General features: G+C 72.8%; 21 protein-coding genes. 15 read left to right on the top strand and 6 right to left on the bottom strand.

Features of this window, described 5'->3' with window-relative positions; all coding sequences use genetic code 11:
* Nucleotides 1–44: 44 nt before the first annotated feature.
* From ACIOD1_RS22295 to ACIOD1_RS22275, 5 genes are read right to left on the bottom strand one after another with little or no spacing between them, the layout of a single operon-like run.
* Nucleotides 45–977, bottom strand: a complete 933-nt coding sequence (locus ACIOD1_RS22295) for a tyrosine-protein phosphatase (RefSeq protein WP_365624612.1) — start codon at nucleotides 975–977, stop codon at nucleotides 45–47.
* Nucleotides 978–1,007: 30 nt separating this feature from the next.
* Nucleotides 1,008–2,066, bottom strand: coding sequence for an NAD(P)H-dependent flavin oxidoreductase (locus ACIOD1_RS22290; protein WP_401904131.1), 1,059 nt, complete (start codon nucleotides 2,064–2,066; stop codon nucleotides 1,008–1,010).
* Between the two features lie 16 nt (nucleotides 2,067–2,082).
* Complete coding sequence (locus ACIOD1_RS22285) at nucleotides 2,083–2,823, bottom strand: CoA-transferase (protein ID WP_365624606.1); 741 nt, start codon at nucleotides 2,821–2,823, stop codon at nucleotides 2,083–2,085.
* Complete coding sequence (locus tag ACIOD1_RS22280) at nucleotides 2,820–3,671, bottom strand: CoA-transferase (RefSeq protein WP_365624603.1); 852 nt, start codon at nucleotides 3,669–3,671, stop codon at nucleotides 2,820–2,822. Before ACIOD1_RS22280 ends, ACIOD1_RS22285 begins: the two co-directional genes overlap by 4 nt.
* Complete coding sequence (locus ACIOD1_RS22275) at nucleotides 3,668–4,417, bottom strand: enoyl-CoA hydratase family protein (protein WP_401904129.1); 750 nt, start codon at nucleotides 4,415–4,417, stop codon at nucleotides 3,668–3,670. The genes ACIOD1_RS22280 and ACIOD1_RS22275 overlap by 4 nt, the downstream gene beginning before the upstream one ends.
* Before the next feature lie 56 nt (nucleotides 4,418–4,473).
* On the opposite strand from ACIOD1_RS22275, the gene ACIOD1_RS22270 reads away from it, so the two are divergent.
* From ACIOD1_RS22270 to ACIOD1_RS22210, 13 genes are all read left to right on the top strand, one after another.
* Nucleotides 4,474–5,238: an SDR family oxidoreductase gene (locus ACIOD1_RS22270; protein WP_365624597.1), complete on the top strand. Its 765-nt coding sequence runs from the start codon at nucleotides 4,474–4,476 to the stop codon at nucleotides 5,236–5,238.
* Nucleotide 5,239: 1 nt separating this feature from the next.
* Nucleotides 5,240–6,148, top strand: coding sequence for an SDR family oxidoreductase (locus tag ACIOD1_RS22265; RefSeq protein WP_365624594.1), 909 nt, complete (start codon nucleotides 5,240–5,242; stop codon nucleotides 6,146–6,148).
* Nucleotides 6,149–6,502: 354 nt separating this feature from the next.
* A complete protein-coding gene (locus ACIOD1_RS22260; RefSeq protein ID WP_401904126.1) occupies nucleotides 6,503–7,153 on the top strand; it encodes a DUF4360 domain-containing protein in 651 nt (216 codons plus the stop codon).
* Nucleotides 7,154–7,181: 28 nt separating this feature from the next.
* On the top strand, nucleotides 7,182–7,847 hold the full coding sequence (locus ACIOD1_RS22255; RefSeq protein WP_365624588.1) for a DUF4360 domain-containing protein: 666 nt from the start codon (nucleotides 7,182–7,184) through the stop codon (nucleotides 7,845–7,847).
* 186 nt (nucleotides 7,848–8,033) lie between these two features.
* Nucleotides 8,034–8,882: a helix-turn-helix transcriptional regulator gene (locus ACIOD1_RS22250; RefSeq protein ID WP_365624585.1), complete on the top strand. Its 849-nt coding sequence runs from the start codon at nucleotides 8,034–8,036 to the stop codon at nucleotides 8,880–8,882.
* A complete protein-coding gene (locus ACIOD1_RS22245) occupies nucleotides 8,842–9,102 on the top strand; it encodes a DUF397 domain-containing protein (RefSeq protein ID WP_401904123.1) in 261 nt (86 codons plus the stop codon). Before ACIOD1_RS22250 ends, ACIOD1_RS22245 begins: the two co-directional genes overlap by 41 nt.
* A 123-nt stretch (nucleotides 9,103–9,225) precedes the next feature.
* The gene (locus ACIOD1_RS22240; RefSeq protein ID WP_401904122.1) at nucleotides 9,226–9,825 is read left to right on the top strand and encodes a hypothetical protein; all 600 of its coding nucleotides are present in this window, start codon (nucleotides 9,226–9,228) and stop codon (nucleotides 9,823–9,825) included.
* A 100-nt stretch (nucleotides 9,826–9,925) separates the two neighbouring features.
* The gene (locus tag ACIOD1_RS22235) at nucleotides 9,926–10,711 is read left to right on the top strand and encodes a 2-keto-4-pentenoate hydratase (protein WP_365624576.1); all 786 of its coding nucleotides are present in this window, start codon (nucleotides 9,926–9,928) and stop codon (nucleotides 10,709–10,711) included.
* A 23-nt stretch (nucleotides 10,712–10,734) separates the two neighbouring features.
* Nucleotides 10,735–11,628 (top strand): acetaldehyde dehydrogenase (acetylating), encoded by an 894-nt coding sequence (locus ACIOD1_RS22230; protein ID WP_365624573.1) that lies wholly within the window; start codon nucleotides 10,735–10,737, stop codon nucleotides 11,626–11,628.
* Nucleotides 11,625–12,668: a 4-hydroxy-2-oxovalerate aldolase gene (dmpG, locus tag ACIOD1_RS22225; RefSeq protein WP_365624570.1), complete on the top strand. Its 1,044-nt coding sequence runs from the start codon at nucleotides 11,625–11,627 to the stop codon at nucleotides 12,666–12,668. Before ACIOD1_RS22230 ends, dmpG begins: the two co-directional genes overlap by 4 nt.
* A gap of 125 nt (nucleotides 12,669–12,793) precedes the next feature.
* Nucleotides 12,794–13,960: a Rieske 2Fe-2S domain-containing protein gene (locus ACIOD1_RS22220; RefSeq protein ID WP_365624567.1), complete on the top strand. Its 1,167-nt coding sequence runs from the start codon at nucleotides 12,794–12,796 to the stop codon at nucleotides 13,958–13,960.
* A complete protein-coding gene (locus ACIOD1_RS22215; protein WP_365624564.1) occupies nucleotides 13,960–14,190 on the top strand; it encodes a hypothetical protein in 231 nt (76 codons plus the stop codon). The genes ACIOD1_RS22220 and ACIOD1_RS22215 overlap by 1 nt, the downstream gene beginning before the upstream one ends.
* Complete coding sequence (locus ACIOD1_RS22210) at nucleotides 14,183–15,259, top strand: 2Fe-2S iron-sulfur cluster-binding protein (RefSeq protein WP_401904119.1); 1,077 nt, start codon at nucleotides 14,183–14,185, stop codon at nucleotides 15,257–15,259. The genes ACIOD1_RS22215 and ACIOD1_RS22210 overlap by 8 nt, the downstream gene beginning before the upstream one ends.
* A gap of 148 nt (nucleotides 15,260–15,407) precedes the next feature.
* On the opposite strand, the gene ACIOD1_RS22205 is transcribed toward ACIOD1_RS22210, so the two are convergent.
* Entirely contained in the window at nucleotides 15,408–16,277 is an 870-nt protein-coding gene (locus ACIOD1_RS22205) for an IclR family transcriptional regulator (protein ID WP_365624558.1), read from the bottom strand.
* A gap of 242 nt (nucleotides 16,278–16,519) precedes the next feature.
* On the opposite strand from ACIOD1_RS22205, the gene hsaA reads away from it, so the two are divergent.
* Both hsaA and hsaD read left to right on the top strand, forming a co-directional pair.
* Nucleotides 16,520–17,689, top strand: coding sequence for a 3-hydroxy-9,10-secoandrosta-1,3,5(10)-triene-9,17-dione monooxygenase oxygenase subunit (gene hsaA, locus ACIOD1_RS22200; protein WP_365624556.1), 1,170 nt, complete (start codon nucleotides 16,520–16,522; stop codon nucleotides 17,687–17,689).
* Complete coding sequence (hsaD, locus tag ACIOD1_RS22195; protein ID WP_401904115.1) at nucleotides 17,686–18,555, top strand: 4,5:9,10-diseco-3-hydroxy-5,9,17-trioxoandrosta-1(10),2-diene-4-oate hydrolase; 870 nt, start codon at nucleotides 17,686–17,688, stop codon at nucleotides 18,553–18,555. Before hsaA ends, hsaD begins: the two co-directional genes overlap by 4 nt.
* Nucleotides 18,556–18,559 lie beyond the last annotated feature (4 nt).

Here is an 18,559-nt window from a genome sequence, read left to right as displayed (position 1 = left end):
GCAGCGCCTCACGCGCTGCCCGGCTTCGTGTCGTTCCGCGCCGGTTACCGGACCATCTTGGCCTGGAGCTTCGCGAGCGTCCCGAGGTCCAGGCCGAGGCCCTTGGTCAGGTAGCCGTAGAAGCTGCCGTAGTCGGCCTCCATGCGCTCGGTCGCCGAGTCCAGGTAGTCGGGGCGGACCTCCTGGAGCGGGATCAGCAGGTCCGGGTTCTGCATCCGGCCCGATTGCTTGAGGCCCGCGCGCACCTGGGCGTCGTAGGCACCCCGGAAGGTGTTCGACGCCAGGTAGTCGCTCTCGGCCGTCGCCTCCGGCACCGCCAGCGCGCGCAGCAGCACGTAGCTCATCCAGCCCGTACGGTCCTTCCCGGACGTGCAGTGGTAGAGCAGCGGGCCCTGCTTGCCGTCGGCGATCTCCCGGAGCGTCTTCGCGAACTGCGCCCGGTTCTCGGGGCTGGTCACGAACGTCCGGTAGATGTCCCGCATGTACGCCTCGGCCTTCCCGCCGCCGAGCATCTGCTCCTGCGTGACCGGGTCGCCGCTGGCGATCGCGCCGACCAGGGTGGCGTACAGGCCCAGGTCGCTGACCGGGCGGGCGGTGGCGGTGAGTCCCGGCGGCAGCTTGTCGGCGCCGTCGTACTGGACCTCCATCGGGATGCGGAAGTCCACGGCCTTCGTGAGGCCCAGACCGGCGACGGCGGTGATGTCCGCGGCGGTCAGCTTGCCCAGTGCGTCGGAGCGGTAGACCAGCCCCTGGCGGACCTGTCCGCCGGTGTACGTGCGGTAGCCGCCGAGGTCCCGGACGTTGACGGCGCCCTGGAGGGGTATCTGGCGGATCGTTTCAGCCCTGGAATGCCGGGACCCGGAGGCGGTGTCGGGCACCGGCGCCGCCTGACGGGCGGCGGCGGGCAGGGCGGCCACGGCGACGAGCGCTGCCGCGGCGCAGGCGGCGGTCGCCAGGCGGATTCGTGCACGGCTCATGGAGACGACTCCTGTGACGGAGAAGGGGGATCACCCTGGTGGTGGCAGGGCGCTGAGCGTGAGCAGTACTGCGCGGGCCTCGGCCATGACGCGCTCGACGAGTTCCGCACACGACGGAAGATCCTCGATCACGCCCGCGACCTGGCCCGATGCCATGACGCCGAGGTCCGTACGGCCCTCGACCATGGACGCCTTGAGGAGCATGGGGGTGTTCGCGGCGAGCAGGACCTGGCTCCAGGACAGGTCCTTGCCGTGCTTCATCGCCAGCCCGTCGCGCACCATCCGCGACCAGGACAGGCCCGACATCTTCTTGAACCCGGCCGCGTGCCGCACCGCCCGCGCCAACGCCCGGGCCCGCCCGGACCGCTCCAGCGCGTCCACCAGCTCGGTGCGCAGCATCCGGTGCGGAAGCCCGTCGACGGCGGTGGTCACGGTGACGTCCTTCACGCCGGCCTTGAGGTACTCGGCCTTCACCGCGTCCGGGACGGTGGAGTCGGACGTCAGCAGGAAACGGGTGCCCATGGCGATGCCCGCCGCCCCGTACGCCAGGGCCGCCACCAGCCCGCGGCCGTCGTGGAAGCCGCCCGCCGCGATCACCGGGATGTCCACCGCGTCGACCACCTGGGGCAGCAGCACGGTCGTGGCCACGTCCCCGGTGTGCCCGCCGCCCTCCCCGCCCTGGACGATCACCGCGTCCGCGCCCCAGGCCGCCACCTTCTCGGCGTGCCGGCGCGCCCCGATCGAGGGGATCACCACCACCCCGGCGTCCTTGAGGCGGGAGATCAGCTCCTTCGACGGGGCCAGGGCGAAGGAGGCCACCCGTACGCCCTCGTCGATGATCAACCGCGCCCGTTCGGTCGCGTCCCCGGCGTCCGCGCGGAGGTTGACCCCGAACGGCGCGTCGGTGCGGGACTTGACCTCGTGGACGGCCACCCGCAGCTGCTCCAGGGTCATCGTGGCCGACGCCAGGATGCCCAGCGCGCCCGCGTTCGCCGCGGCCGACACCAGGCGCGGGCCCGCCACCCAGCCCATGCCGGTCTGCACGATCGGGTGGCGGACCCCGACCAGCCTGGTGAACTCCGTCTCCATCCCCGGCCCGCCCACGTCAGACCCGCACTTCGCGGTCGCGCAGACCCTTGGGGTCGATCACCTCGCGGATCAGCCGCAGCTCCTCGGCGGTCGGCTCGCGGGTGAACGGAACCTCCTCGGGCAGCGCCGGCTCGAAGCCGGTCGCCTCCCGGACCCGCTCCAGGGTCACCCCCGGGTGCAGGGAGGCCAGGCGCATCGTGTGCCCGGGGCCGGCGAAGTCGAAGACGCAGAGGTCGCTGACGACCCGGGGCAGCCGGTGGAAGCGGGTCACCCCGGCCGCCTCGGCGCGGTCGTAGCCGACCCCGCTGACCATGTCGACCCGCTCGACGAACACCCGCGTGGAGTGCTTGGGCACCCAGTAGCTCACCGGGTTGTTCAGGGTGTTCACGGGAGCCCCGCGCACGCCCAACAGTTGGCGTGCGGGCCGCTCCCAGTCGCCGATGCAGGAGATGTTCTGATTGCCGTACCGGTCGATCTGGCTGGCGCCCATCATCACGTGCCGCCGCCCACCGGTGACCATCGCCAGGTGCCTGCGGTACGGGAGCCAGCCCTCCGGCGTCCCGTCGAGGCCGACCAGCATCGCCTCCCCGTCGGTGAGCAGCAGGTCGGGGGAGAAGGTGCGCTTGGCGAGACGGGCCCCGAAGGAGGGCACCAGGCCCATCGGGCTGGCCAGCACCTCCCCGTTGTCGCGCCAGGCCTCGGCGCAGGCGATCACGCAGTATTCGGCGCGGGTGGTGGGGGCGGTCGCGGCGCTCACTGCTGCTCCTCGTGCCAGGTCCGGACGGCGGACTGGTAGTCGTGCTCGCTCGCGCCGGACAGGAAGCGGGCGGCGAACTCGGGCCAGGGGGTGGTCGCGTAGAGCTTCTGGAAGGTCTCGTCGCGGTCGTAGTCGGGGGCGCAGGAGGTGAAGTGGGCGCCGTTGGGGGTCTCCACGACCCCGGTGACGGAGTGTCGGCTGACCAGGAGGGACTGCGGGGGTCCGGCCTTGGACAGCTCGGCGGTCTCGACGAGCTGCTCGCAGGAGACGTACGCGGTGTCGGCGGCCTCGCAGAAGAGGTCGTCGAAGTAGGGGTCGGGGCCCAGGTACTGGCCGTTGCCGAGGCGGTCGGCGCGGTTGAGGTGGACCAGGGCCGCGTCCATGCGCAGGGCGGGGGCGGCGACGAACTCCTCGCCGTCGTCGTACGGGGAGGTGACGGTGCGCAGTTCCGGGTTGACCCGCATCACGTCGGAGCCGAGGCCGGCCCGGACGGGCAGGAAGGGCAGCCGGTTCGCGGCGGCGTGCAGCCCCCACATGAACATGGCCTCGTCGTATTCGGTGAGGGCGAGCGCGCCGCTCTCGCGGGCGGCCCGGTAGTGCGGCTCCAGCGGGATGCTGTCGAGGGTGACGAAGGGGGTGACGAGCCGGCGGATCCGGCCCGCCGCAGCCAGGAGGCCCACGTCCGGGCCGCCGTAGGAGATCACGGTCAGATCGGTGATCTCGGACCGGAGCAGCGCTCTGACCAGGGCCATCGGCTTGCGCCGGGAGCCCCAGCCGCCGATCCCGAGGGTCATGCCGCTGTGCAGCCGCCCGACCACCTCGTCGGGGGTCATGGTCTTGTCGGTCACGGGGTCTCTTCCTTCCCGAAGGTGTCGCGGACCCGGTCGGCGACACCGCTGAGGTTGGCCTCGAAGGTGAAGCCCTGCTCGAAGCGGTAGCTGCGGCGGACGTCGACGGGGTCGATGCCGTTGATGGCGGCCTTGGCCAGCCGGATCAGGTAGCCGTCCTTCTTCGCGATCTCGGCGGCCAGTTCCAGGGCGGCGGCCCGCAGTTCCGCGCGCGGGACCACCCTCCAGACCGAGCCGTGCGCGTGCAGTTCGGCGGCGGTCGCCGTGCGCGAGGTGTAGTAGAGGGTGCGCATCAGGTGCTGCGGGACGAGCCGGGCCAGGTGGGTGGCGGCGCCGAGGGCGCCCCGGTCCAGCTCGGGCAGGCCGAAGGTCGCGTCGTCGGAGGCGACGATCGCGTCCGCGTTGCCGACCAGGCCGATGCCGCCGCCGAGGCAGAAGCCGTTCACGGCGGCGACCACCGGGACCTCGCACTCGTAGACGGCGGCGAAGGCCTCGTAGCAGCCGCGGTTGGCGCCGATCAGGGAGGCGTGGCCGGTGTCGCGCTGCATCTCCTTGATGTCCACGCCGGCGTTGAAGCCGCGGCCCTCGGCGGCCAGCACCACGCAGCGGACCTCGGGGTCGCGGCCGGCGGCGCGCAGGGCGTCGGCGAGGTCGTACCAGCCCTGCACCGGGAAGGCGTTGACGGGCGGGAAGTCGACTGTGACGAGTGCGATGCCCTTGTCCGGGCTGGAGGTGGAGACACCCATGAGCGGATCAGCTACCTTTCCACCAAACATTTGTTAGGTGAGGAAGGTAGCAGCCGATGGAGCTCAATGGGAGGGTTGTCGTCGTCACCGGCGGAACCCGGGGCGTGGGCGCCGGGATCGCGCGCTCGTTCCTCGCGGCCGGGGCGGAGGTGGTCGTCTGCGCCCGCCGGCCACCGGAGGAACCGGTGGCCGAAGGCGGCCGGCAGGCCGACTTCACCGCCCTGGACCTGCGCGATCCGGACGCCGTCGGCGGCTTCTTCGCCGGGGTCGCCGAGCGGTACGGGCGGCTCGACTGCCTGGTCAACAACGCGGGCGGCACCCCGTACCGACTGCTGGACGAGGGTGATCCACAGCGGCACGCGCGGGTGCTGGAGCTCAACCTGATCGCGCCGCTGACGGCCTCGCTCGCCGCCCACCCCTGGCTGCGGGCCTCCCGCGGCTCGGTGGTGATGATCGGCAGCGTGAGCGGCACCCGGCCCTCGCCGGGCACCGCCGCCTACGGGGCGGCGAAGGCGGGCCTGGAGAACCTGGCCCGCTCCATGGCCGTGGAATGGGCGCCCGAGGTACGGGTCAACTCCCTCGTCCTCGGCATGGTGCGCACCGAGCTGTCGCACCTGCACTACGGGGACGAGGCCGGCATCGCGGCGGTCGGCGCCACCGTGCCCCTGGGGCGGCTGGCCGAACCGTCGGACGTGGGGGCGGCGGCGGTGTTCCTGGCCTCCGAGCGGGCGGCCTACGTGAGCGGGGCGAGCCTGCTCGTGCACGGCGGCGGGGAGCGACCGGCGTTCCTGGACGCGGCAACTGTCAACAAGGAGGACTGAGATGGGTATCGCAGAGGGTCGTGTGGTCATCGTGACGGGCGCCGGGCGCGGACTGGGCCGGGCCCACGCGCTCGCCTTCGCGGAGCAGGGCGCGCGGATCGTCGTCAACGACCTGGGCGTGGGCCTGGACGGGCTGCCCGGGCCCGACGGTCCGGCGGCCCGGGTGGTCGAGGAGATCCGGGCGGCCGGCGGGGAGGCCGTGGCGCACGGCGGGGACATCGCGACCGTCGAGGGGGCGGTCTCCCTGGTGGAGTGCGCGGTCTCGGAGTTCGGCCGCCTGGACACCCTCGTCAACAACGCCGGCTTCCTGCGGGACCGGATGCTCGTCAACCTCGACGAGGACGACTGGGACGCGGTCATGCGGGTCCACCTCAAGGGCCACTTCCTGCCGCTGAAGCACGCCGCCGCCTGGTGGCGGGCCGAGGCGAAGGCGGGCCGGCAGGTCGCCGCCCGGGTGGTCAACACCTCCTCGGGGGCCGGCCTGCTCGGCTCCGTCGGCCAGGGCAACTACAGCGCCGCCAAGGCGGGGATCCTCGGCCTGACCCTGGTGGCCTCGGCCGAGATGGGCCGGTACGGGGTCCAGGTCAACGCCATCGCCCCGGCGGCCCGGACCCGGATGACCGAGGAGACCTTCGCCGCGACCATGGCGGCCCCCGTCCCCGGAGCCTTCGACGCCATGGCCCCCGAGAACGTGTCCCCGCTGGTGGTCTGGCTCGGCTCCGACGCCTCGGCCGGGGTGACGGGCCGGGTCTTCGAGACGGAGGGGGGCCGCATCACGGTCATGGAGGGCTGGCGCCCGGGCCCCACCGTCGACCGGGCAGCCCGCTGGACCCCGGCGGAGGCGGGGGAGGCGGCGGCGAAGCTGCTCACGGCCTCGGAGCCGCCGTGGCCGGTGTACGGGGCCCGGTAGGGCGGTCGGTAGCAGGGCCGGTCGGTAGGTCGGCCGGTCGGGGCGGCGTTGGTCCGGAGGGGGTGGGGCCCGGGCGGCGGCTTTCGGGACATCCTGGGGGCCGCCCCGCGTCCGGGCGGGGGTGTCCGGATGCCGGGTCCACTGGTCGGCGGTGGTCGGCGATGGTCGGCGGGGGGTGCGGACTCGCGGGTTCCGGCCAGGGGGCGGGCGGCGGGAGCGGGGGCGGGGCCGTTGTCCGGTACGCGCCCCCACCGGACCCCGTTCCCCGTGGTGGCATGTGCATGCCCAATCGCACGGGATCCGCACCGGTCCCGCACGCGTCCCGCACCGTTACGACGGACGGAGCACCCGAACATGTACCCGCGCAGACTGGCCTTCGGGGCCGCGGCCCTGACCCTGGCGGCCGTGGCCGCCCCCGCGCCCGCCCAGGCTGACACTCCCTCCGCGCCACCCGGCCGGGTCACCGTGGAGGTGGTCGGGGCGAACGGCTCCGGCTGCCCCCAGGGGACCACCGAAGTGGCCACCGCCCCGGACAACACCGCCTTCACCGTCACCTACAGCGACTACCTCGCCCAGACGGGCGCCGGCTCGGGCGGCACCGAGTTCCGCAAGAACTGCCAACTCGCCCTCCAGGTCCACGTGCCGCAGGGCTTCACGTACGCCGTCGCCCGCGCCGACTACCGCGGCTTCGCCAGCCTCCAGCGCGGGGCCTTCGGCCAACAGCGCGCCGGCTACTACTTCCAGGGCGCCTCGCAGACCGCCCGCACCACCCACCAGTTCGGCGGCCCGTACGCGGACAACTGGCAGGCGAGCGACCAGACCGGATACACGGACCTGGTCTGGGCCCCCTGCGGAGAGACCCGCAACCTCAACGTCAACACCGAACTGCGCGTCTACCAGGGCTCGTCGAGCCCCCAGACCCTGAGCTTCATGAGCATGGACTCGACGGACGGGAGCGTCAGCACGGTCTACCACTTCGAATGGAAGCAGTGTCCGGCCGCCTGAGCGTGCGCACGCAGAAGGAGTGACAACGATGTCCCGTTCCCTGTCCCGCACCCTGCTCATCGGCTGCGCGGCCGTCGCCCTGGTCGCCACCGCCGCCCCGGCCCAGGCCGGGGGCCACACCCCCGGCCCGATCACCGCCCCGCCGGACAAGATCGTCATCGAACTCGCCACCGTCAACGGCTCCGGCTGCCGCGAAGGCACCGCCGAGGTCGCCGTCGCCCCGGACAACACCGCCTTCACCGTCACCTACAGCGAGTACCTCGCCCAGGTCGGCGCCGGCGCCCCGCCCACCGGATTCCGCAAGAACTGCCAGCTCAACCTGCGCGTCCACGTCCCGAACGGCTTCACGTACGCCATCGTCCAGGCCGACTACCGCGGCTTCGCCTCGCTCCAGCCCGGCGCGTGGGGCCAGGAGCGGGCCAACTACTACTTCCAGGGGATGTCACAGACGGCGCAGCGCACCCACCAGTTCAACGGCCCCTTCAACGACAACTGGCAGTCGACCGACAGGACCGAGTACGCCGACCTCGTCTGGGCCCCGTGCGGCGAGAAGCGGAACTTCAACATCAACACCGAACTCCGGGTGAACGCCGGCACCTCCGGCCCCACCGCCACCAGCTTCATGGCGATGGACTCCACCGACGCGAGCGTGAGCACCCTCTACCACCTCGCGTGGGCGGTCTGCCCGACGTAGGCGCTGCCGCTTGAGGTGGGGTGCCTACGGGGGGGGGGGGGCGGGACCGACGTGCGACGGGCCCCGCCCCTTTCCCGTGGGGGTGACGGATCGACCGTTCCCCGTGCCGGAGCGGATCCGAGTGGTTACGCTCGGGAGTCGACCGGAACGAACGTCGTACGGCGCGTACTTGGGGGTGACCGCCTCGTGGTCAACATCCGCGACCTCGATCCCAGCGCGTCGGCGCTGGACTACTACGGCTCCGAACTGCGTCGCCTACGGGAGGCCGCCGGACTGAAGCAGGGGCAGCTGGGGGACATCGTCTTCTGCACGGGCTCCCTGATCGGCCAGATCGAAACCGCGCGCAAGGTCCCGACCAGGGACTTCTCGGAACGGATCGATGCCGCGCTGGGGACCGGTGGAGTGTTCAGCCGGCTGGTGGGACTGGTCCTGCGGAGCCAGTTGCCGCACTGGTTCCAGCCGTATGCGGAGATGGAGGCCAAGGCCGAGTACCTCTCCACGTACCAGGCGCAGGTGGTTTACGGCCTGCTGCAGACCGAGGCGTACGCGCGTGCCGTGCTGGCAGCCGATCGCCCGAGCAACCTCGACGAACTCGTGGTGGCTCGGCTGGAGAGGCAGCGCATTTTGATGCGGAGCTGTCCTCCTGCTCTCTGGGTGGTTCTGGACGAGGCCGTGTTGCTTCGGCAGGTGGGCGGCCGGGACGTCATGCGGGAGCAGCTCTTGTATCTCCTGAGCCTGCGAGACCGGCCGTGGGTGCAGATCCAGGTGCTCCCCTTCGTGACCGGTGAACACAGTGCCACCCGAGGGTCGTTCAACCTCCTGCGCTTCGAAGGCGATCCGGATCTCTTCTACGCCGAGAGTTACGACATCGGTCACATGACCGCCAATCCACAAGTGATCAAGGAGCGTTCGGTCGGCTACGCTCGCTTGCAGGCCGACGCGCTCTCGCTGGAGGACTCGGCGGCACTGATTGCCCGCGTAGTGGAGGAGCGCTATGGACATCACCCTGGCCCTGACGGGTGCGCAGTGGCGTAAGGCGTCGTACAGCGGATCCGGCGGCGGTGACTGCATCGAGTGTGCCCCCCTCGGCGCCGCCACCTGGGTCAAGTCCAGCTACAGCGGAGGTACCGGCGGCGAGTGCGTCGAGGTCGCCGCGCAGCCCCGCGTCGTCGCCGTGCGGGACTCCAAGGTTCCCGGGGGGCCCGTCTTCACCGTCGGGCGGGACGCCTTCGCCGCCTTCGTCGGGGCGCTCTAGGTCGGGCTGGCGTCGAAGTGGCCGTGGTCTGAAGGGACTTCGACGACAGAGGCCAGGCCGGCTCCGCGGTCCCCGCCGATAACCGGTGGCTCCGGGGTCCGCTGCCCGCGCAGGATGGCGCACATGACCACGCCGACGGGCCGCCGCCCCGACCGTCCCGACCCGCACCGGGTGGAGTTCCTGCGCCACCCCCACGCCGACTTCCCCCACCTGTCGGCGTGGGGCATCCGGATCGACGGCACCGACCTGCGTGTCCTCGTCGCGGAAGCGACGCGGGGGCTCTGGGCGCTCGAACTCGACGACGGCGAGCCCGACGAGTACGACGACACGCCGCAAGAGCGTGACGCGTTCCTCCTGCGCCAGCACGCCCCACTGCACCTGAACGACGATGACGACGGCGCCGCCGCTCGGGCGCACTTCCTGGGCGACGCCCGGCCGGAGCTGCGCCACGCCGAGAGCGGCGCCCTGGTACTGCTGAGCTGCTCCTGCGGCATAGACGCCTGCTGGCCGCTGCTCGCCACGGTCACGGCCACGGCGCAGACCGTCACCTGGTCCGGCTTCCACCAGATCCACCGCCCCCAGTGGGGCGAGCTTCCCCTCGGCCCCTACACCTTCGCGCGAGCGCCCTACGAACAGACCCTGGCCGCCCCGGTGCACCTCCCCGAGGACCCGCTCGACCCACGCCCGGGGTCCGACCAGGCCGGCGACACCTCCCGGCGGTAGCCGCGCCCTTTCCCGCTGAGCGGGAACGCGACCTCCCGCCCGCACCCGCCCCCCGCCTACCGTCTGCGGCACCACACACCACCGCAGCCGGGAGGCCCCCATGCTCAACGACCGGCTCCGGCGCGAAGCCGCCGAGCTGCTGCGCGCGGCGGAGGCGCTGCGCGCGCCCGTGCGGCCCCTGACCGAGCTGTTCGAGGGGATCGACGCGCAGGACGCGTACGAGATCCAGCTGTACAACGTCCGCCGCCGGGTGGAGGAGGACGGCGCCCGCGTCACCGGCCACAAGGTGGGGCTCTCTTCCCCGGTCATGCAGGCCATGATGGGCGTCGACGAGCCCGACTACGGACACCTCCTCGACTCCATGGAGCTGCGGTCGGGCACCCCCGTGCGGGCCGCCGCCTACTGCGCGCCCCGCGTGGAGGTCGAGGTCGGCTTCGTCCTCGGCGCCGACCTGCCCGGCGAGGGCTGTACCGAGGCCGACGTCCTGGCCGCCACCGAGCGGGTCGTCCCCGCCCTGGAGCTGATCGACAGCCGCGTCGCGGACTGGCGGATCGCCATCGCCGACACCATCGCCGACAACGCCTCCTCCGCCGGCTACGCCATCGGTGAGGGCCGCGATCCGCGCGAGCTGGACCTCAGGGCGATCGAGGCCCGACTGACCTCGGGCGCCGACACCCTCGCCACCGGCCGCTCCGACGCGGTCCTCGGCGACCCGACCACCGCCGTCGCCTGGCTGGCCCGCACCGTCGCACGGTTCGGCGTACCGCTGCGCAAGGGGCACCTGATCCTGCCGGGGTCCTGCACCCGCGCCGTGGACGTGAGCGCCGGGCGGACCTACACGGCCGGGTTCGCCGGTCTGGGCTCCGTGTCCCTGTCCTTCGTCTGACATCCCCGTACGGGAGTAACCGCATGAAGAAAGCCACCGCCGCCATCGTCGGCTCCGGCAACATCGGCACCGACCTGCTCCACAAGCTCCTGCGCTCCCCGCACATCGAGCCCCGCTGGATGATCGGCGTCGACCCGGACAGCGAGGGCCTCGCCCGGGCCCGCCGCTTCGGACTCGACGCCTCCCACGAGGGGGTCGACTGGCTGCTGGCCCGCGACGAGCTGCCCGACCTGGTCTTCGAGGCCACCTCCGCGTACGTGCACCGGGCCAACGCCCCGCGCTACGCCGAGCTGGGCATCAAGGCCGTCGACCTGACCCCCGCCGCCGTCGGCCCCGCCGTGGTCCCGCCGGCCAACCTGACGGCCCACCTCGACGCCGCCAACGTCAACATGATCACCTGTGGCGGTCAGGCCACCATCCCCATGGTGTACGCCGTCTCCCGGGTGGTGCCCGTGGCCTACGCGGAGATCGTCGCCTCGGTGGCCTCCGTCTCGGCCGGCCCCGGTACCCGCGCCAACATCGACGAGTTCACCCGCACCACCTCACGGGGCATCGAGGAGATCGGCGGCGCCGCCCGCGGCAAGGCGATCATCATCCTCAACCCCGCCGACCCGCCCGTGATCATGCGCGACACCGTCTTCTGCGCGATCCCCGAGGACGCCGACCGCGAGGCGATCACCGCCTCGGTCAAACAGGTCGTCGAGGACGTGGCCTCCTACGTCCCCGGCTACCGGCTGCGCGCCGAGCCGCAGTACGACGACCCCTCCCCGCAGAGCGGCGGCACGGCCCGCGTCGCGATCTTCCTGGAGGTGGAGGGCGCGGGCGACTACCTGCCGCCGTACGCCGGGAACCTCGACATCATGACCGCCGCCGCCACCAAGGTCGGCGAGGAGTTCGCGAAGGGGCTCACCGCGTGAAGACGTACCCGAACACCCGCACGTACTCCGACACCCTCGACATCCGGATCACCGACTCCTCCCTGCGCGACGGCTCGCACGCCGTGGGCCACCGGTTCACCGCCGAGGACGTACGGGCGATCGTGTCCGCCCTCGACGGCGCGGGCGTTCCCGTCATCGAGGTCACCCACGGCGACGGACTGGGCGGCTCCTCCTTCAACTACGGGTTCTCCACGACGCCCGAGCAGGAGCTGATCAAGGTCGCGGCCGAGACGGCGCGGCACGCGAAGATCGCCTTCCTGATGCTGCCGGGGCTGGGCGTCATGGACGACATCCGCGCTGCCCACGGCAACGGCGGCCGGATCTGCCGGATCGCGACCCACTGCACCGAGGCCGACATCTCCGTCCAACACTTCGGCCTCGCCCGGGAGATGGGCCTGGAGACCGTCGGGTTCCTGATGATGTCGCACTCCACCACCCCCGAGAACCTGGCCCGCCAGGCCCGGATCATGGCCGACGCCGGCTGCCAGTGCGTGTACGTCGTCGACTCCGCCGGCGCGCTGGTCATGGACGAGGTCACCGACCGCGTCACCGCCCTGGTCGCCGAGCTGGGCGACGACGCGCAGGTCGGCTTCCACGGCCACGAGAACCTCGGCCTCGGCGTCGGCAATTCCGTCGCCGCCGTCCGCGCGGGCGCCCTCCAGATCGACGGCTCCACCCGCCGGCTCGGCGCGGGCGCCGGCAACACCCCCGTCGAGGCCTTCGCCGCCGTCTGCCAGAAGATGGGCATCCGTACCGGCATCGACGTCCTGAAGATCATCGACGCGGCGGAGGACGTGGTCCGGCCCGTCATGGACGAGGAGTGCCGCCTCGACCGGATGTCCCTGCTCATGGGGCACGCCGGCGTCTACTCCAGCTTCCTCAAGCACGCCTGGCGCCAGGCCGAGCGCTACGGCGTCCCCGGCGCGCAGATCCTGCTCCGCGCGGGCGAACGCCGCCTGGTCGGCGGCCAGGAGGACCAGCTCATCGACATCGCCGTGGAACTCGCCGGCGAACGCTGACCGCGCCCCCGTACGCCGCCGCATCCCCGTACGCCGCCACACCCGCCACGCCCCCCACCCGGGGGCTCGCACCACCTCGCTCGCCCCCCCCGTACCGCACCCACAACGAAGTGGAGGGCCACCCCGTGACCTCAACCGACGAATCCCCCCGCGTCATCGAGGCGGCCGCCGTGCCGACCCGGTTCGCCCGCGGCTGGCACTGCCTCGGGCTCGCCGCCTCCTTCAAGGACGGCGCGCCCCACGAGGTCGAGGCCTTCGCCACCAAGCTCGTCGTCTTCCAGGGCGAGGCGGACGGCGCCCTGCACGTCCTCAACGCCTACTGCCCGCACATGGGCGGCAACCTCGCGCACGGCTCCGTCAAGGGCGACACCGTCGCCTGCCCGTTCCACGACTGGCGCTGGTCCGGCGACGGCCGCTGCGCCGCCGTCCCCTACGCCCGCCGCGTACCGGCCCGCGCCAAGACCCGCGCCTGGACCACCCTGGAGCGCAACGGCCAGCTCTACGTCTGGCACGACCCCGAGGGCAACCCGCCGCCCGCCGGGGTCACCATCCCCGAGATCGAGGGCCACGGCAGCGCCGACTGGAGCGAATGGAGCTGGAACTCCCTGCGCGTGGAGAACGCCAACTGCCGCGAGATCGTCGACAACGTCGTGGACATGGCGCACTTCTACTACGTGCACTACGCCTTCCCGCACTACTTCAAGAACGTCTTCGACGGTCACGTCGCCACGCAGTACATGGAGTCCACCCCGCGCGGGGACGTGGACCTCGGCACCCTCTCCACCGGCGGCGGACTGCGCTCCGACGCCTCCTACCACGGCCCCTCCTACATGATCGACCGGCTCTGGAGCGATGTCGGCGGGGGCCTGGAGATGGAGTCCGTCCTCATCAACTGCCACTACCCGATCGACGAGAACAGCTTCGTGCTCATGTACGGGGCCACCGTCAAGAAGCTCCCCGGCATGAGCGACGCACAGGCCGCCGACGCGGCCCGCCTCACCGCCGAGGGCCTCGCCGTCGGCTTCGAGCAGGACGTGGAGATCTGGCGGAACAAGACCCGGATCGACAACCCCCTCCTCACCGAGGAGGACGGCCCCGTCTACCAACTGCGCCGCTGGTACGAGCAGTTCTACGTGGACACCGCCGACGTCAAGGACGAGATGGTCCACCGCTTCGAGTTCGAGATCGACACCGCCCGCGCCACCGCCGCCTGGAAGGCCGAGGTCGCCGAGAACCTCGCCCGCCGCGCCGCCGCCGGGGGCACCGGTCCCGGCGCCTCCGGGGAGCGGTGATGCGGCCCGTCGCCTGCGGGGAGTGCGGCAACCAGGTGCTGTGCGAGAAGTTCAGCGCCGCCCACACCCAGGTCCAGTGGACCGAGGAGGCCGCCGCCGTCTGCCCCCGCATCGCCGACCGGGTCGCCGCCGGGCAGCCCAGCGCCCGGGTCCGCTCGTGCCCGGCCCTGCGCGACAGCATCGACGCGGCCGTCCGCGAGGGCCGCCTGGAGGTGCCCGCCGATGTCTGACGCCCCCCTTCCGCCGAGGGCCGGCGGCCCGCTGAGGGTCCGGGTCCGGGAGCGGATCCAGGAGACCCCGGAGGCCGTCTCCCTCGTCCTGGAGCCCGAACTGCCCTATCTTCCGGGCCAGTTCCTGACCGTACGGATCCCCGGGGGCGCCGCCCGCTGCTACTCCCTGGCCGGCTCCCCGCACACCGGCGAGCCGATGCGGATCACCGTCAAGCGGGTCCCCGGCGGGCTCGGCTCCGGCTGGATCTGCGAGCAGGTGGCCCCGGGCGACGAACTGGAGGTGCTCCCGCCGGCGGGGACCTTCACCCCCGGCCCCGGCGGCCTCGACCGGGACCTCCTGCTCGTCGCGGGGGGCAGCGGGATCACCCCCGTGCTCTCCCTCGCCAAGTCGGCCCTCGCGGCCGGGCGGGGGCGGGTCGCGCTGGTGTACGCCAACCGCGACGCCGCCTCCGTCATCTTCCGCGCCGAGCTGTCGGCCCTGGCCGGGGAACATCCCGACCGGCTCACCGTCGTCCACTGGCTGGAGGACCTGCGGGGACTGCCGACCGCCGACCGGCTCGGCCCGCTCCTGGCCCCGCACGCCGGCCGCGAGGCCTGGCTGTGCGGACCCGCGCCGATGATGGACGCCGCCGAGGCCGCCCTGCGCGCGGCCGGAGCGCCCGGCCGCCGGATCCACCGCGAGCGCTACTTCTCGCTGAACGGCGACGTCTTCGCACCCGTGGCGCCGGTCGAAGGGGCCCGGCCCGGAGCCGGGGATCCAACCGACCCGGACCCCGGCGACCCGGACCCCGCCGGTCGGGCCCTCGCCGAGGTCGAACTGGACGGGCGCGAGCACCGGCTGCCCTGGGCGCGCGGGGCGCCGCTGCTCGACGTGCTGCTCGCCGCCGGGGTCGAGGCCCCGTACTCCTGCCGGGAAGGGGCGTGCAGCGCCTGCTGCTGCCGGGTGGTGGAGGGCGAGGTCACGATGGCCCGCAACGAGGTCCTGGACGCCGAGGACCTGGCCGAGGGGTACGTCCTGGCCTGTCAGGCGCTCCCGCTGAGCGACCGGGTCCGCGTCACCTACGCCTGAGCCCGAACCCGCGCCCGAACCCGCGCCCGGGCCGCGCGTCGACCGCCGTGGAAAACCGTGGGGCACACACACGGGAGGCCCCGGTTCCGGCCCCCTGGCGAGGGGTCGGGGCCGGAGCCTCACGCGTGCTGTGGAGTATGACTACCCGCTACATCCACTCGCTGAACCGCAGCCAGCCCATCATGTTGTCCATCGCCCGCGCGGAGACCGCCGGCGGCTGCTCCCGAGGCGGCGCGGACGCCGAACGACCGGCCCGTCCGGGCCCGTACAGCTCCCGCCACACCGCCCGCGCGCACGCCAGTACGGCGGGGGCGAGCCGGGCCGACTCGCGCTCCCCGTGGCAGGAGGACACCGAGACGGCGGCGACGGCCCGCCCGGCCCCGCGCAGCGGCGCGGCCACGCAGGTGATGCCGCGGAAGTTCTCCTCGCGGTCGTAGGCGATCCCGCGGTCCCGGGTCGCCGCCAGCTCCGCCCGCAGCGCGAGCGGCCGGACCAGGGTCCGGGGGGTGCGCGGGCGCAGCCCCTGACCGAGGACGTGCTCCACGGTGTCCGGGTCGCTGAAGGCGAGGATCGCCTTGCCGGAGGCCGTGCAGTGCGCGGGCATCCGGCCGCCGACCCGGGAGGGCACGGTCGTGGTCTCGGAGCCGCCGATCCGCTCCAGGCAGACCACCTCGGCCCCGTCCAGCACCGACAGGTGCACCAGCCGACCGGTCTGCTCGTGCAGGGCGTGCAGCAGCGGCAGGGCCGCCCGGCGCAGCCGGTTGTGGTGAGAGGCGAGGCCGCCCAGCTCCAGCATCCGCATGCCCATGCGGTAGTCCCGGCCCTCCCGGTCCAGCCAGCGCAACTGCACCAGTTGATCGAGGATGCGGTGGGCGGACGAGCGCGGGATCCCGGAGCGGCGCACGACTTCCGTGAGGGAGAGCCGGGGCTCCGGGCCGTCGAAGGCGCCCAGGACCCGCTCGGCCTTCTCCAGCAGCGACAGCGGTGCGAACTCGGTCTCCATGACCTGGTCGAGCACGAGAAACCCCCTGCGTGAGGCGTTGGGCCGACCCTGCCACGCACCCCCCGGCGCAGGGAAGCACCCGGAAGCATGTATTTCAATCAGTAATACTCCTGATCGTCCGATCGGGGTGTTCCGGGGACCCGGGAACCCCCGTCGGACGGCCTTCCCACTCAGCGGGAACGCCGCGTTCCACGCCCCGGACCCCCGGGCGTACGTTCACCGCACCCCGAAGCCGCCGCCCCCGAGAAAGGGACACCATGAGCGACGAAGACGTCCTCGACGCAGTCCGCGCCCTCGCCCCGGCCCTGCGCGCCCGCGCCGCCGAGGCGGAGGCCCAGCGCAAGGTCCCCGAAGCGAGCATCAAGGAACTGGCCGACACCGGCCTCTTCCGCCTCCTCCAGCCCCGGGCGTACGGGGGCCGCGCCGCCCACCCCGGCATCTTCTACGCCGCCGTCAAGGAGATCGCCAAGGCCTGCGGCTCCACCGGCTGGGTCTCCTCCGTCGTCGGCGTCCACCCCTGGCACGTGGCCCTCTACGACCCCCGCGCCCAGGAAGAGGTCTGGGGCGAGGACCGCGACGCCCGGATCTGCTCCTCCTACGCCCCCACCGGCAAGGTCACCCCCGTCGACGGAGGCTTCACCCTCAGCGGGCGCTGGCACTTCTCCTCCGGCTGCGACCACGCCGAATGGGCCCTCCTGGGCGGGCTCGTCACCGACGCCGAAGGCCGGCCCGTCGACATGCGGACCTTCCTCGTGCCCCGCTCCCAGTACCGGATCGACGAGGTCTGGGACACCGTCGGCCTGCGCGGCTCCGGCTCCAACGACATCGTCGTCGAGCCCGTCTTCGTGCCCGAACACCGTGCCCTCAGCTTCGGCCCCGTCACCGCCCTCCAGGTCCCCGGGCACGAGACCAACCCCGAGCCGCTCTACCGCCTCCCGTACGCCTCCGTCTTCACCACCACCATCTCCACCCCGATCGTCGGCATCGCCGAAGGCGCCTACGAGGCGTACGTGGCCGCCACCCGCGAGCGGTTCCGCGTCTCCTACGGCCAGCAGGTCGCCGAGGACCCCTTCGCACAGGTCCGCATCGCCCGCGCCGCCGCCGACATCGACGCCGCCTGGCTCGCGCTCGCCCGCAACATCGACGAGCTGTACGCCCTCGCCGAGCGCGGCGAGCCCCTCCCCACCGAGCTGCGCACCCGCACCCGCCGCGACCAGGTCCTCGCCACCGAACGCTGCGTCGGCGCCGTCGACCTCCTCATGGAGAACGCGGGCGGCGGCGCCATGCGCACCGGGCCCCACCCCGTCCAGCGGGCCTGGCGCGACGCCCACACCGGGCGGGGCCACGCCGCCAACGACCCCGAACGGGCGCTGGTCCTCTTCGGCCAGGGCGCCCTCGGCCTCGACATCCAGGACACGATGCTGTGAGCCCTCGCCCCCTCACCCACGCGAGCACCTCCCGTACGGCCAAGGCCGCCGGACTCACCCTCCACTTCCACGAGGCAGGCCCCGCCGAGGACCCCGACGCACCCGTCGTGATCATGCTGCACGGTGGTGGCCCCGGCGCCTCCGGCTGGTCCAACTTCGGCGGCAACCTGCCCCACTTCGCCGAGCGGTTCCGCACCCTGCTCGTCGACCAGCCCTGCTACGGCCGCTCCGACAAGCCCGAGCCCGACCGCGACTACTTCGGCTTCAGCGCCGCGGCCGTCGTCGCCCTCATGGACGAACTCGGCATCGAACGGGCCCACTTCATCGGCAACTCCCTCGGCGGCGGCGCCGCCACCCGGATCGCCCTCGACCACCCCGACCGGGTCGGCAAACTGCTGCTGATGGGCCCCGGCGGGATCTCCCTGAACCTGTTCTCCGCCGACCCCACCGAGGGCATCAAGCGGCTCTTCGAGTTCAGCCTCGACCCCGAGCCCACCCGCGAGCGGATGCGCACCTTCCTCACCACCCTCGCCCACGACCCGGCCCTGGTCACCGACGCCCTCGTCGAGGAGCGCTTCGCGCAGGCCACCGACCCCGAGGCCCGGCTCGGCAACGCCCGGATGGCGGCCTCGTTCGCCAAGTGGCCCGAGGAGGCCATGCTCTGGCGCGAGGCCCACCGGATCACCTGCCCGGTGCTGCTGACCTGGGGGCGCGAGGACCGCGTCAACCCCATCGACGGGGCCTTCCTCGCCCTGAAGACCATCCCCGACGCCCGCCTCCACGTCTTCCCGCACTGCGGCCACTGGGCCCAGACCGAGGCCGCCGACGAGTTCAACCGCCTCGCCACCGACTTCTTCCTCCACTGACCGC

Source organism: Streptomyces sp. NPDC088097, from assembly GCF_044741845.1.
GTDB lineage: Bacteria > Actinomycetota > Actinomycetes > Streptomycetales > Streptomycetaceae > Streptomyces.
Note: the sequence above shows the minus strand (reverse complement) of the source record. Positions and strands in the feature narration are given on the sequence as shown.

Bases quoted from the DNA above. Each gene is read 5' to 3' on its own strand.
- ACIOD1_RS22245 (WP_401904123.1), top strand. From the start codon at position 8,842: ATGGACATCACCCTGGCCCTGACGGGTGCGCAGTGGCGTAAGGCGTCG.
- ACIOD1_RS22210 (WP_401904119.1), top strand. From the start codon at position 14,183: ATGTCTGACGCCCCCCTTCCGCCGAGGGCCGGCGGCCCGCTGAGGGTC.
- ACIOD1_RS22295 (WP_365624612.1), bottom strand. From the start codon at position 977: ATGAGCCGTGCACGAATCCGCCTGGCGACCGCCGCCTGCGCCGCGGCA.
- ACIOD1_RS22235 (WP_365624576.1), top strand. From the start codon at position 9,926: ATGCTCAACGACCGGCTCCGGCGCGAAGCCGCCGAGCTGCTGCGCGCG.
- ACIOD1_RS22230 (WP_365624573.1), top strand. From the start codon at position 10,735: ATGAAGAAAGCCACCGCCGCCATCGTCGGCTCCGGCAACATCGGCACC.
- ACIOD1_RS22265 (WP_365624594.1), top strand. From the start codon at position 5,240: ATGGGTATCGCAGAGGGTCGTGTGGTCATCGTGACGGGCGCCGGGCGC.
- ACIOD1_RS22275 (WP_401904129.1), bottom strand. From the start codon at position 4,417: ATGGGTGTCTCCACCTCCAGCCCGGACAAGGGCATCGCACTCGTCACA.
- ACIOD1_RS22240 (WP_401904122.1), top strand. From the start codon at position 9,226: ATGACCACGCCGACGGGCCGCCGCCCCGACCGTCCCGACCCGCACCGG.
- ACIOD1_RS22270 (WP_365624597.1), top strand. From the start codon at position 4,474: ATGGAGCTCAATGGGAGGGTTGTCGTCGTCACCGGCGGAACCCGGGGC.
- ACIOD1_RS22290 (WP_401904131.1), bottom strand. From the start codon at position 2,066: ATGGAGACGGAGTTCACCAGGCTGGTCGGGGTCCGCCACCCGATCGTG.
- ACIOD1_RS22215 (WP_365624564.1), top strand. From the start codon at position 13,960: ATGCGGCCCGTCGCCTGCGGGGAGTGCGGCAACCAGGTGCTGTGCGAG.
- ACIOD1_RS22255 (WP_365624588.1), top strand. From the start codon at position 7,182: ATGTCCCGTTCCCTGTCCCGCACCCTGCTCATCGGCTGCGCGGCCGTC.
- hsaA (WP_365624556.1), top strand. From the start codon at position 16,520: ATGAGCGACGAAGACGTCCTCGACGCAGTCCGCGCCCTCGCCCCGGCC.
- ACIOD1_RS22260 (WP_401904126.1), top strand. From the start codon at position 6,503: ATGTACCCGCGCAGACTGGCCTTCGGGGCCGCGGCCCTGACCCTGGCG.